This is a genomic window from Kitasatospora sp. NPDC057512 (genome assembly GCF_042802135.1).
GTDB lineage: Bacteria > Actinomycetota > Actinomycetes > Streptomycetales > Streptomycetaceae > Kitasatospora.
The window spans coordinates 1-11,948 of record NZ_JBHVET010000199.1 but is presented as its reverse complement, the minus strand read 5'-3'; the positions used below and the strand labels follow the sequence as shown (position 1 = coordinate 11,948).

Genomic DNA, 11,948 nt, shown 5'->3' with positions numbered 1-11,948 from the left:
CGCCAGGTCCACGAGGACCTGCGCGGGCGGCCGTTCAGTTCCCCGCGCCCGGTGCACCAGAGCAGGACCTCCGCCGGGTGGGCGGCCGGCTCCCGCGGTGCGTGCGGGAAGAGCCGGTCGAGCGCGAAGCGGCACGGTTCGGCGGGCGGCTGCCAGGGCAGGCCGAGGCCGCGGGTGATGTCGTGGGTGTGCAGCAGGGTCTCGGCGACGCCCATCGCGGCGAAGCCGAGGGGGTCGCAGGGCCCGTGGTGGTAGGCGCGCAGCTCGGGCGGGGCGGCGTCCAGGGCGGTGGCGAGGAGGTGTCCGGCGGCGGTGACCACGGCGAGCACCTGGGCCGGGTCGGCCTCGGGCCGGACGGTGAGGTCCAGCGGCAGGTAGCGGTCGCGGGGGCGGGCGGCGAGCTGGCCGGCGTAGGCGAGCAGGTCGTGGGCGATGTGAGCGGCGGTGTCGCGGCAGCTCCACTCCAGGAGCCCGGCGGGGGCGTCCCAGTCCCGGTTCCCGGTGTGCGGGGTGAGGACGGCCAGTGCGGCGTCCAGGGCGGTTCGTACGGCGTCGCCGTTGCGCATGACCATTCCTTCGACGGGGCGTCCGGGGCCTTCGGGGTGTCACACGATAGGCCCAGTGCCCCGGCTCGCGCCGGGAGTCCGTCCGATAATCGGTCCTGTCCGGCGCATCCGGGGCGTCCGGCGCGTCCGGCGCCCTGCGATCCAGCGTCCCGCGGTCCGACGCCGCCCCACCCGCGAGCACCCAGGCAGGTACCCATGGCCAGAATCGCCGTGATCGGCGCCGGCGGCACCATCGGCAGCGCGGTCGTCAAGGAGGCGGCGGCGCGTGGGCACGAGGTCACCGCCGTGGTCCGGGACCCGGACCGCTACCGGGGTGGGGCCGCCGTCGTGGAGCGCGCGGACGTGCTGGTCCCGGCAGACGTGGCCCGGGTCGCGGCCGGCCGGGACGTCCTGGTGAGCGCCGTCGGCGGCGGCGACGGCCCGGGCCACCAGGCGCTGGTCGAGCCGGCCGCCCGCTCCCTGGTCGAAGGCCTGCGCACGCTGGGCGGCGCGGCGCCCAGGCTGATCGCGGTCGGAGGGGCGGGCAACCTGGAGACCGCGCCGGGCGTGCGGGTCTGGGACGCCCCGGGCCTGCCGGAGCCGCTCCTCCAGATCATGCACGCCCACGGCGCGGCGCTGGACTACTACCGGACGGTCTCCGACCTGCGCTGGACGGTGCTCAGCCCGGCCGCCGAGATCGGCCCGGGGGAGCGGACCGGCCGCTACCGCACCGGCCTGGACCAGCTGCTCACCGACGCCGAGGGGCGGAGTTGGATCTCGGTGGCGGACTACGCGGTCGCCCTGGTGGACGAGATCGAGCAGCCCGAGCACATCGGCGAGCGGTTCACCTGCTGCTCCCTGTGAGGGGTCCGGCAGGCGGGGCGTTCGAAGGGGAAGGGGGCCTCACCCCAGCTGGATCGAGCGCTTGGCCAGGCCCATCCAGAACCCGTCGATGACGCTGCGCTGGCTGTCCAGGTCGGCCTCGCCGGCGCCGAGGGTGACGAACAGCGGGGCGAAGTGCTCGGTGCGCGGGTGGGCCAGGCGTCCGGCCGGGGCCTTGTGCTCGAAGTCGAGCAGCGCGTCGAGGTCGTGGGCCTCCAGGGCGCGTCGGCCCCAGTCGTCGAACTCGGCCATCACCGAGGTGATCCGGCCGTCGCTGCTGAGCGCCCGCAGGTTGTGGGTGAAGAAGCCGCTGCCGACGATCAGCACGCCCTCGTCGCGCAGCGGGGCGAGCTTGCGGCCGATCTCCATCAGCCGCCGCGGGTCGAGGGTGGGCAGCGAGACCTGGAGCACCGGGATGTCGGCGTCCGGGTACATCTCCACCAGCGGGACGTAGGCGCCGTGGTCGAGCCCCCGGTCGGGGATGTCCTGGACGGGCGTGCCGGGGGCGCGCAGCAGCTTGCGCACGCGCTCGGCGAGGTCCGGCGCGCCGGGGGCGGCGTACCGGACCCGGTAGTAGTGCTCGGGGAAGCCCCAGAAGTCGTACACCAGCGGGACGGTGGCGACGGCGCCGAGGGCGAGCGGGGCCTCCTCCCAGTGGGCGGAGACCATCAGGACGGCCTTGGGCCGGGGCAGGTCGGCGGACCAGGCGGCCAGCTCGCCCGGCCAGACCGGGTCGTCGGCCAGCGGCGGCGCGCCGTGCGACAGGTACAGGGCGGGCATGCGCTCAGGGGCCGCGGTGCTCATGGCGTCCTCCTCGGGGCCGTTCGACCGGCAGGTCGTCCACAACAGGTAGTTCAAATTTGAACGTTTACGGGACCGACGGTACACCTTCGTTCGAATTTGAACAACAGGAGTAGGCTTCACCCCATGTCCACACTGAACGAGCCCCGCTGGCTGGACCCGGACGAGGCGGCCGCCTGGCGGGGCTTCGTCGTCGCGAGCAACCTGCTGAACCGGCGGCTGGAGCGCCAGCTCAAGGACGACTCCGGACTCTCCCACCAGCAGTACGAGATCCTGGTGCACCTGTCCGCCGCCCCCGACGACTCGCTGCGGATGACCGAGCTCGCCGACAAGCTGGTCACCTCCAAGAGCGGCCTGACCTACCAGGTCACCCAGCTGGAGCGGGCCGGCCTGGTCGCCCGCCGCTCCTGCCCCAGCGACGTGCGCGGCGTCATCGCCGAGCTCACCGACCAGGGCCGGGAGGCGCTGCGCCAGGCCGCGCCCGGGCACGTCGCCCTGGTGCGCGAGCTGCTGATCGACGTGCTCAGCCGCGAGCAGCTCGCGGTGCTCGCCGAGGGCCTCGGCGCCGTCAGCGCCCGGCTGCGCCAGGACGAGACTCCCTAGGACCCGCCCCGCCGGGCAGCCGCCGCCCGCACCCGGGGCCCGCACCCGCGGGTGGAAGTCCGACCGTCCGACGCCCGGCCGCCCGCCTCGCGAGCCTGCGGCCCCGGCCCCGCGGCCGCACGCCGGAAGGGGCCGGACGGCGGGTCGAAAACACTCGCCGGAGCCGGGTTTCCGTGCCAACATGCCCCATATGGGGACGATTCTGCACGGCACCTTGGTCATGCTCCGCCCGGCCACCGGGGAGGACATCCCGGCGCTGGCGGCCATCCGCGGCACGCCCGAGGTGTTCGCCCGTTGGCGGGGCGGCGACAACCTGGCCGACGAGGTCGCCAACGACCTGGAGTCGCCCGGCACCGAGACCTTCGCGATCGACCTCGGCGGCAAGGTGGTCGGCGCCATCCAGTGGTACGCCAACAACGACGACGAGTACCGGCACGCCGGGATGGACCTCTACCTCGACCCGACGGTGCACGGCCTGGGCCTGGGCACCGACGCCGTGCGCACGATGGCCCGGTACCTGGTGCACGACCACCACTACCACCGGCTGGTGATCGACCCGGCCGCCGACAACCTCGCCGCGATCCGCTGCTACACCAAGGTCGGCTTCCGCACCGTCGGCACCATGCGCCAGTACGAGCGCGGGCCGGACGGCACCTGGCACGACAACCTGCTGATGGACCTGCTCGCGGACGAACTGCTCGAAGGCTGAGGCGCCCGCGCCGCTGCCCGGCGTCGGTCCCGCGCCGCTGCCCGGCCGGTCCGGGGTCGCCCCCGGCGTCAGCCCCGCGCCGTCCCCGGCGGGCAGCCGCAGGAGCGCCGGACCACCAGCTGGGCCGGGAAGGTGCGGGCGCCCTGGGCGCGGCGCTCCGGCCCGCCGAGGACCAGTTCCACCGCCGCGCGGGCCATCTCGTCCTGCGCCGTGGTGACGGTGGTCAGCGCGGGCCCGGCGATCACCGCCTCGGCGATGTCGTCGAAGCCGGCCACCGCGAGGTCCTCCGGCACCCGGATGCCGAGGTCGTCGGCGGCCCGCAGCAGGCCGATCGCCTGGTCGTCCGTCGTGCAGAACACGGCGGACGGCCGGTCGGGACGGGCGAGCAGGGCGAGCGCCTCGGCGTGCGCCCGGACCCGGTCGAACGGCGCCGGGGTGAGCCGTCCCTCGGTGGGCAGCCCGGCCTCCTCCAGCGCGGCGACCCAGCCGGCCGTCCGCCCGGTGACCGGGTCGTGCGGGCTGAGCGCGAGGGTGCCGCCGAAGCAGTGCACCTCGGCGTGCCCGTGCCCGAGCAGGTGGCGGACCACCTCGCGGGCGCCGCCCTGGTCGTCCGCGACCACGGCGACGCCGCCGGCGCTCTCCGCCCGGTGGTGCAGCAGCACCACGGGGGTGCCGTCGGCCACGTCGAAGCCGGTCAGCCCGGGGGTGGCCGGGTCCTGGGTGACCAGGACCAGACCGTCCACCTGCATCCCGAGGAAGGCCCGGATGTAGTGCGCCTCGCGCTCGTCGGCGTAGTCGGAGTTGCCGATCAGCAGCAGCCGGCCGTGCTCGGCCGCGGCCTGCTCGACGGCGTGCGCGAGCCCGGCGAAGAAGGGCTGGCGGGCGTCCGGGACGACCATCCCGAGCAGGTCGGTCCGCCGCCGGGCCATCGCCTGGGCAACCCGGTTCGGCCGGTAGCCGAGCTCCTCGACCGCCGCGAGCACCCGCGCCCGGGTCGCCGCCGCCACCGGCCGCGGCCCGTCGTTGATCACATAACTCACGACCGCCGTGGACGTCCCCGCCACCCGCGCCACATCGTCCCGTGTCACCCTCGCCATGACCGTTGAGCCTACACAGCCCCTCCGACCAGCGTCTTTGCCGAGCCCCGGGCCCGCCCGATCGGCCCTCTGCGGTTGCGCCCCGGCCGCGGCCGCCCGGAGGGTGGCGGGACAGGCGGCACCCGCAGCCGCCACCGCCGACCGTGGAGCAGGCCGATGAGCAGGCCGATGGGCGCGCCACCGCACCGGCGGGCCGTCCGGCGCACGCGCCCGGCGGCCCGGCCGCGGGTCCGCGTCCACGCCCGGGCACGTGGCTCGGGCACCGCCCGCCCGAAGGTCAGGCCCTGGCGCGCGTACGCCGTGGTGGCGGCGATCGTGCTGTCCGTCGTCGCCGGGCTGCTGCTCTACCTCGACGAACGCTCCAGCCGCGGCCGCGTCCAGGTGGTCGGGACGGTGCCCGGCCCGGACTTCCTGGAGGTCGACGTGACGCTCCAGCGGGTGGACGCGGCCGCGCAGACGCTCACCGCGAAGGTCCTGGTCCTGCCGCACGGCGCCCTGGAGCAGCCGGACAGCACGCTGGTCCCGGCCCGGGACGTGGTGCTGGAGACCACCTCGCTGGAGCAGACCGTGCTCAGGTACCCGGCCGGGCAGCAGGTCGCCTCCAGCGCGGTGGCGTTCAGCCTCCTCGACGGCCGGGTCACCGACTACCCCTTCGACCGCTACCACGCGCTGATCGGCTTCCAGGCCACCGCCGGCGGGCAGCCCGTCCCGGTGGTGATCGGCCTGGAGGAGGCCGACCCCTTCTTCGTCTTCAAGCAGGCCGAGAAGCAGAGCGAGGGCGGCGCCGTCGCGGTGACCGAGCGGATCAGCCGCTCGCGCAGCACCTTCATCCTGGCCTGGTTCATGATGGCCGCGATGTGGGCGCTGGCGCTGTCCGTGCTGGTGGCGGCCTGGCTGATCGTCCGCCAGCGGCGCGGCATCGTCTGGCCCGCCCTCGGCTGGATGGCGGCCACGCTGTTCGCCCTGGTCGGCATGCGCAACGCCGCGCCGGGCAGCCCGCCGATCGGTTCGCTGCTGGACTACGCGGCGTTCTTCTGGGCGGAGCTGCTGGTCGCGGTCGGCCTGACCATGGTCGTGGTGCGCGGCGCCCGGATCGAGGGCGGGCACAAGGAGTAGCGGGTGCCCGGGCGCACGTGTCCGGCGTCCCGGCGGCCCGGCCACTCGGCTCAGGGGCCCGGCCACGCGGCTCGGGGGCTCGGGAGCTCAGGCGTCGGGCACGACCACCGTCAGCGAGGTCTCCTGGAGCAGGAAGCCCAGCGACTCGTAGACCCGGCGGGCCGGGTTGCCCTCGGACACCACCAGCGTCACGTCCGCGAGCCCGCGCTCGGCGGCGTCCCCGACGGCGCGGCGCAGCAGGTCGGCGCCGAGGCCGCGGTAGCCGCGCTCCGGGTGGCGGAAGACGTCGCCGACCCAGGGCCGGCCGTCGCGGTCGGTGAGGATCAGCCCGGCGACCACGCGGTCCTCGGCGTCCACGGCGAGCAGGCTGGACGGCAGCACCGGGCCGATGACGCTGCCCTCCAGCAGCGGGGTGATCCGCTCGGCCAGCACCCGGGCGTCCTCGCCCGGGTAGAAGTCGACGTGGTCGGGGGCGAAGGCGGCCCGCCAGGCCTCGTACAGCTCCTCGGGCGCGCGGTCGCAGGGCACCGCCCGCAGGCCCTCGCGCAGCGGCGTCCCGGCCCAGTCGGCGGGCGGGGGATCGGCGCGCAGGTCGCGGCTGAAGGTGTGGGCGTGCCGCAGCACCCGCGCGCCGTGCGCCACCAGCTCCTGCCCGAGCCCGGGCGGGCCGGAGACCACCCAGCCGGGCAGCTCGGCCCGGACGAACGCGGCGGCGTCCACCGACTCGTCCAGGACCTCCAGCAGGTCGGCCCAGGGCCGGCCCTCCCGCTCGTCCAGCAGGTAGCGCAGCACCGGCCCGCCGTCGGTACCCCGCCTGACCACCCAGTCCTCGGCCATGGCCCACCCCACAATCGCGTGATCGTTCGTCGGCGGCCCATGCTCACCGAGGCCGTGCCGTCCGGCAACCGGTTATTTCAGGCCATCACCGCGTCGGGCCGTCACCGTGTCAGGGGCCACCGCCGCGTCGGGCCGTCACCGCGTCAGGGGCCACCGCCGGGTCACGCCGCCACCGGGTCAGGCCACCACCGCGGCGCGGACGCAGAGCACGTCCGGCAGGTGGGAGACCAGCAGGGACCAGCTCTCGCCCTCGTCCCGGCTGCCGTACACGTCGCCGGTCCGGTTGCCGAAGTAGATCCCGGCCGGGTCGGCGTCGTCGGTGCGCAGGGCGTCGCGCAGCACGATGCCGTAGTGGTCCTCGCCGGGCAGGCCATGGGCGAGCTGCTGCCAACTGGTGCCGGCGTCGGTGGTGCGGAAGACCCGGCAGCGGCGGCCGGGCGGGATGCGGTCGTCCGCGCCGCCGAGCGGGAAGAGGTAGGCGGTGTCGGCCCGGCGCGGGTGGGCGGCCACGGCGAAGCCGAACTCGGCGGGCAGCCCGTCCACGATCGAGCGCCAGCTCGCGCCCCAGTCGTCGCTGCGGTAGACGCCGCCGTGGTTCTGGAGGTAGAGCCGGTCCGGGTGGACCGGGTCCGGGGCGATCTTGTGCACGCACTGGCCGAACTCCGGGTACTGGCTCTCCTCCGGGAGGAACTCGGCGCGCAGGCCGGTGTTGGAGGGCTGCCAGCTGTCGCCGCCGTCCTTGCTGCGGTAGACGCCGCCGCTGGAGACGGCGACCAGCAGCCGCTGCGGGTCGCGCGGGTCGGTCAGGACGGTGTGCAGGCCCTGGCCGCCGTAGCCGGCGCCCCACTGCGGCCGCTGCGGGTGGTTCCAGAGCGGTTCGACCAGCGCGAAGGTCTCGCCGCCGTCGGTGGAGCGGAACAGCGCGGCGGGCTCGGTGCCCGCGTAGACGACGCCGGGGGCCTCCGCCCCGGCGGGCTGGAGCTGCCAGACCCGGGTGAGCGAGGCGCCGGTGGACTCCGGGAAGCGGATGGCCGGCCGCGGGGGCTCGTACCAGTTGGCGCCGAGGTCGTCGGAGCGCCAGATCGACGGTCCCCAGTGGCTGCTGTCGGCGCCGGCCAGCACTCTGGTCCGGCCGTCGCGGCGGTCGATGGAGACGGAGTAGATCGCGTTCATCGGGAAGTGCGGCCCGCTGAACTCCCACGTCAGCCGGTCGCGGCTGCGGCCGAGAAAGAGGCCCTTCTCGGTTCCGACGGCCAACAGCACCTCGGTCATGTCTCACACCACCTGGTCACGAGCAACGGCCCCCCGGGACGGCCCCCGAGTGTCAGTGTCCCGCCGTCCACCGGTGGTCACATCTCGCCGCGCCGACCGTCCGGGGGGCCGTCCGTGCCGGGGGTGCCGCTACCCCCGGCAGTCCTCCAGCAGCCGCAGCCAGACCTCGCTGATCGTCGGGTACGAGGGCACCGCGTGCCAGAGCCGGTCGATCGGCACCTCGCCGACCACCGCGACGGTCGCCGAGTGCAGCAGCTCGGCCACCCCGGGGCCGACCAGGCAGGCGCCGACGATCACCTGCCGGTCCAGGTCGAAGACCACCCGGGCCCGGCCGCGGTAGCCGTCGGCGTACAGCGAGGCCCCGGCGACGGAGCCGATCTCGTGGTCGACGGTCCTCACCCGCAGCCCGGCGGCCTCGGCGGTGGCCCGGGTCAGGCCGACGGCGGCGACCTCGGGCTGGGTGAACACCACCTGGGGCGCGCCCGCCAGGTCGGCGGAGGCGGAGTGCGCGCCCCAGCGCGAGGTGTCCAGCGGGCGCCCCTCGGCGCGGGCGGCGATCGCCGCGCCGGTGATCCGGGCCTGGTACTTGCCCTGGTGGGTGAGCAGCGCCCGGTGGTTGACGTCCCCGACGGCGTAGAGCCACGCGCCGTCCACGCCCTCCGCGCCGTCCACGCCGAGCACCGTGCAGCTGTCGTCCACCTCCAGCCAGCCGCCCGGCTTCAGGCCGACCTGCTCCAGCCCGATGTCGGCGGTGCGCGGGGCCCGGCCGGTCGCGTACAGCACCTCGTCGACGGTCAGCGTCCCGTTCCCGCCCTGTCCGTTCCCGTCCTGTCCGTCCCCGCCCTGGCCGTCCCCGCCCTGGCCGTCCCGGGCGGCGAGCGTGAGGGTCACCGGCCCGGAGCCGTCCGCCCGCTCCAGCGCGGTGACCTCGGTGCCGAAGCGGAGGTCCACCCCGGCCGCCCGCAGGCCCTCCGCGACCAGCTCGCCCGCGAAGGGCTCCATCCGCGGCAGCAGCCCGTCACCACGGACCAGCAGCACCACCTCGGAGCCGAGCGCCCGCCAGGCGGCGGCCATCTCCACCCCGACCACCCCGCCGCCGACCACCGCCAGCCGCCCGGGGACGGTCTGCGAGCCGGTCGCCTCCCGGTTGGTCCACGGGTGGGCCTCGGCGAGCCCCGGCACGTGCGCGGGCAGCACCGGGCGGCTGCCGGTGCACACCGCGACGGCGTGCCGGGCGGTGAGCACCCGCTCGCTGCCGTCCTCGGCCTCCACCGTCACCGTCCGCACCCCGGCCAGCCGGCCGTGGCCGCGCACCAGCTCGATGCCGGTGTCCCGCAGCCACTTCACCTGGCCGTCGTCCTTCCAGTCGGAGGCGAAGGAGTTCCGCCGGGCCAGCACCGCGGCCGGGTCCAGCCGGCGGTCGCCGACCGCCTCCCGGGAGCCGGCCACCGCGCGGGCGTCGGCCAGCGCGGCCACCGGCCGCAGCAGCGCCTTGCTCGGCATGCAGGCCCAGTACGAGCACTCGCCGCCGACCAGTTCGGCCTCCACGATCACGGTGCGCAGCCCGGCGGCGACCGTCCGGTCGGCCACGTTCTCGCCGGTCGGACCGGCCCCCAGGACGATGACGTCGTACTCCTCGGCGGTGCTGGTCATGCCCTGTCCTCCGTCATCTCGATGGCTGCCCCGGCCCGCCGGGCGGGGGCGGCGGGCGTGCGCCCACGGGTGTCGAGCGGCCGGTCGCGCCCGACCCCGGGCTCGCCGCTGCCGCCTGCGGTTCCGTACCCGAGCGTGACCCGGACCGCCCACCGCGGCCACTTCTCGCGCCGGTCGCGCGAGCGCGGGATGTGCGGGGCGGGAGGCGTGCGCGGGGTGACCGGGGCGCGGGAGCCGAGCCGGGCACGCCGCGGGCCGGACGGCCCCGGACCGGCGTCCGGCCGGAACTCCGGCACGGCGTCCGGCGGTTCGGTCCGGCTGGGCTGCTCGCGCACGGGTGCTCGCTCCTCGCTCGGGTACGGCGTGGGCCCCATCCTGCCGGTCCGGGCGCCGTTGCGCGACGGACGGACACGCGGAGGGCGCCGTGGGGCGCACCGCCGGGCGCGGACGGGACAGACCGGGACGGGAGACGGGCAGGCGGACGGGCGGGCTCAGAGCGCGGCGAGCTCCGCCAGCAACGCCGCCGTGTCGGCCGGGCGGGAGAACATCGGCCAGTGCCCGGTGGGCAGTTCGCGCAGCTCCCAGTTCGGCCCCGACATCCCGGTGAAGTACGGGTGCCCGGCGGCGATCAGCTCGCGCACCTGGGAGAGCGGGAAGGAGCAGGAGACCAGCGCCTGCGGCAGCGCCGCCCCGGCGCCGGTCAGCCGCAGCCGGTCCCGGAACGCCCCGGCCGGGTGCGGGGTGGCGCGGGAGCGGACGGACGCGAGGGCGGCCTCGTCCAGCCCCGCCGTGCTCGCGCCGTGCTCGCTCAGGTACTCCCAGGACGGCAGCGGGAGCCTGCCGTCGACCACCGAGGCCTCGGCCGTCCGCTGGTAGTCGGGCTGCCAGAGGTCGTGCACCGACGAGCCGTCGACCAGCGGGCCGCTGTCCAGGTAGACCACCCGGCGGATCCGCTCCGGCATCCGGTCCGCGAGCCCGCCCACCGGGGCGCAGGCGCCGCTGTGCGCGACCACGACGACGTCCGACAGGTTCTCCCGGACCAGCAGCCCGGCGAGGTCGGCGATGTGGTCCTCCAGCCCGAACTCGCCCTCCTCGGCCGCGCGTTCGGCCACTCCGGGCAGGCTGACGGCGTACACCCGGTGCCCGGCCGCGCGCAGCGGCGCGGCCACCTCGTCCCAGGCCCAGGCGCCGATCCAGAATCCGGGGACCAGTACGAACGTGCTCATGGCGGATCACTCCTTCGTCGGTGGGATGTCCGGGGAGGCCGCGACGAACCGCAGAGGCGTCGACGGGCCCGCGGAGGCCTCGACCGGCGGTCCGCGGAGGTCTCCGTCGCCGTGGGGCCTCCTCCATCGCAGACTCTAGGATCGAATCCGGACAGGAGTCGCCCGGATTTCCGCCGAGCGAAGGAGTACACACGATGGAGCACCCGGTCAGCCGCGTCCTCGCCCTGCTGGAACTGCTCCAGGACCGCCCCGGCCTGACCGGCGCCGACCTGGCCGCCCGGCTCGACGTGGACGAGCGCACCGTCCGCCGCTACGTCGCCCGGCTGACCGAACTCGGCATCCCCGTCGAGGCCGACCGCGGCCGCTACGGGGGCTACCGCCTGCGGCCCGGCTACCGGCTGCCGCCGCTGATGCTCACCCCGGACGAGGCCGCCTCCGTCGTGCTCGGCCTGCTGGCCGGCCGCAGCTCCGGCCTGTCGCTGGGGGAGGAGGCCACCGGGACGGCCCTCGCCAAGATCCAGCGGGTGCTGCCGCCGCCGCTGCGCGAGCGCGTGGCGGCCGTCGAACAGACCCTCGGACTGACCGCCACGCCCGCCACCGGCCCCGGCCCGGCCGCCGCCGCGCTGTTCACCCTGGCCGAGGCGGCCCGCCGCCGTCGCCGGGTGCGGCTCGCCTACCGGGACCGGGAGGACCGGCCCAGCGAACGCGACTTCGACCCGTACGGGCTGGTCTTCCACTCCGGGCGCTGGTACACCACCGGGCTCGACCACCGCAGCGGCGAGCCGCGCACCTTCCGGCTGGACCGGATCACCCGGGTCGAGCAGGGCGAGACCGGCTTCGAGCCGCCGGAGGACTTCGACCCGGTCCAGCGGGTGGTGGAGTCACTGGCCGGCGCGCCCTGGCGGCACCGGGTGGAGGTCGAGCTGCGGACCACCCTCGCCGAGGCCCGCCGCCGACTGCCGCCCGCCGTCGGCACGCTCACCGAACTCGCCGAGGACCGGGTGCTGCTGCGGGCCCGGGCGCAGAACCTGGACGGCGTCGCGGTGCTGCTGGCCGGCCTCGGGTGGCCGTTCACCGTCCGGGAGCCCGCCGCGCTGCGCGCCGAGGTGCGGGCGCTCGCGGACCGGCTCTCCGGCTGGGGCGCCGAGCCGTCGTGACGGCGGGCGCGACAGGCCAAAGGGGGAGCGGGCATGCCGAGGGCCCGGGG

At 76.0% G+C, this 11,948-nt stretch carries 13 protein-coding genes; 5 read left to right on the top strand and 8 right to left on the bottom strand.

Annotated elements, in window-relative coordinates:
* The coding region (locus tag ACFU6K_RS15770) for a maleylpyruvate isomerase N-terminal domain-containing protein (protein WP_380663437.1) at positions 1-566 on the bottom strand (566 nt) is incomplete at its 3' end.
* A 195-nt stretch (positions 567-761) separates the two neighbouring features.
* On the opposite strand from ACFU6K_RS15770, the gene ACFU6K_RS15765 reads away from it, so the two are divergent.
* A complete protein-coding gene (locus ACFU6K_RS15765) occupies positions 762-1,409 on the top strand; it encodes an NAD(P)-dependent oxidoreductase (RefSeq protein ID WP_380663435.1) in 648 nt (215 codons plus the stop codon).
* A 39-nt stretch (positions 1,410-1,448) separates the two neighbouring features.
* On the opposite strand, the gene ACFU6K_RS15760 is transcribed toward ACFU6K_RS15765, so the two are convergent.
* Entirely contained in the window at positions 1,449-2,231 is a 783-nt protein-coding gene (locus ACFU6K_RS15760; protein ID WP_380663434.1) for a dioxygenase, read from the bottom strand.
* Positions 2,232-2,363: 132 nt separating this feature from the next.
* Here ACFU6K_RS15760 and ACFU6K_RS15755 point away from each other — a divergent pair, with 132 nt between their 5' ends.
* Positions 2,364-2,831, top strand: a complete 468-nt coding sequence (locus ACFU6K_RS15755) for a MarR family winged helix-turn-helix transcriptional regulator (protein ID WP_380663439.1) — start codon at positions 2,364-2,366, stop codon at positions 2,829-2,831.
* Between the two features lie 190 nt (positions 2,832-3,021).
* Positions 3,022-3,540 carry a GNAT family N-acetyltransferase gene (locus tag ACFU6K_RS15750; RefSeq protein WP_380663432.1) on the top strand — a complete coding sequence of 173 codons (519 nt, stop codon included), beginning with the start codon at positions 3,022-3,024 and terminating at the stop codon, positions 3,538-3,540.
* 68 nt (positions 3,541-3,608) lie between these two features.
* Here the strand turns inward: ACFU6K_RS15750 and ACFU6K_RS15745 are convergent, their stop codons facing one another.
* Positions 3,609-4,637, bottom strand: coding sequence for a LacI family DNA-binding transcriptional regulator (locus ACFU6K_RS15745; RefSeq protein ID WP_380663430.1), 1,029 nt, complete (start codon positions 4,635-4,637; stop codon positions 3,609-3,611).
* A 156-nt stretch (positions 4,638-4,793) separates the two neighbouring features.
* Here ACFU6K_RS15745 and ACFU6K_RS15740 point away from each other — a divergent pair, with 156 nt between their 5' ends.
* Complete coding sequence (locus ACFU6K_RS15740; protein WP_380663429.1) at positions 4,794-5,753, top strand: DUF4436 family protein; 960 nt, start codon at positions 4,794-4,796, stop codon at positions 5,751-5,753.
* Between the two features lie 87 nt (positions 5,754-5,840).
* On the opposite strand, the gene ACFU6K_RS15735 is transcribed toward ACFU6K_RS15740, so the two are convergent.
* The 5 genes from ACFU6K_RS15735 to ACFU6K_RS15715 form a co-directional block, all read right to left on the bottom strand.
* Positions 5,841-6,590, bottom strand: a complete 750-nt coding sequence (locus ACFU6K_RS15735) for a GNAT family N-acetyltransferase (RefSeq protein ID WP_380663428.1) — start codon at positions 6,588-6,590, stop codon at positions 5,841-5,843.
* Between the two features lie 177 nt (positions 6,591-6,767).
* The gene (locus tag ACFU6K_RS15730; protein ID WP_380663426.1) at positions 6,768-7,862 is read right to left on the bottom strand and encodes a WD40/YVTN/BNR-like repeat-containing protein; all 1,095 of its coding nucleotides are present in this window, start codon (positions 7,860-7,862) and stop codon (positions 6,768-6,770) included.
* Between the two features lie 129 nt (positions 7,863-7,991).
* A complete protein-coding gene (locus ACFU6K_RS15725) occupies positions 7,992-9,515 on the bottom strand; it encodes a dihydrolipoyl dehydrogenase family protein (RefSeq protein ID WP_380663425.1) in 1,524 nt (507 codons plus the stop codon).
* Positions 9,512-9,850, bottom strand: coding sequence for a hypothetical protein (locus ACFU6K_RS15720; protein WP_380663423.1), 339 nt, complete (start codon positions 9,848-9,850; stop codon positions 9,512-9,514). Before ACFU6K_RS15720 ends, ACFU6K_RS15725 begins: the two co-directional genes overlap by 4 nt.
* 156 nt (positions 9,851-10,006) lie before the next feature.
* A complete protein-coding gene (locus ACFU6K_RS15715; protein ID WP_380663422.1) occupies positions 10,007-10,741 on the bottom strand; it encodes an alpha/beta fold hydrolase in 735 nt (244 codons plus the stop codon).
* A gap of 194 nt (positions 10,742-10,935) precedes the next feature.
* Here ACFU6K_RS15715 and ACFU6K_RS15710 point away from each other — a divergent pair, with 194 nt between their 5' ends.
* The gene (locus ACFU6K_RS15710; RefSeq protein WP_380663420.1) at positions 10,936-11,898 is read left to right on the top strand and encodes a helix-turn-helix transcriptional regulator; all 963 of its coding nucleotides are present in this window, start codon (positions 10,936-10,938) and stop codon (positions 11,896-11,898) included.
* Positions 11,899-11,948 lie beyond the last annotated feature (50 nt).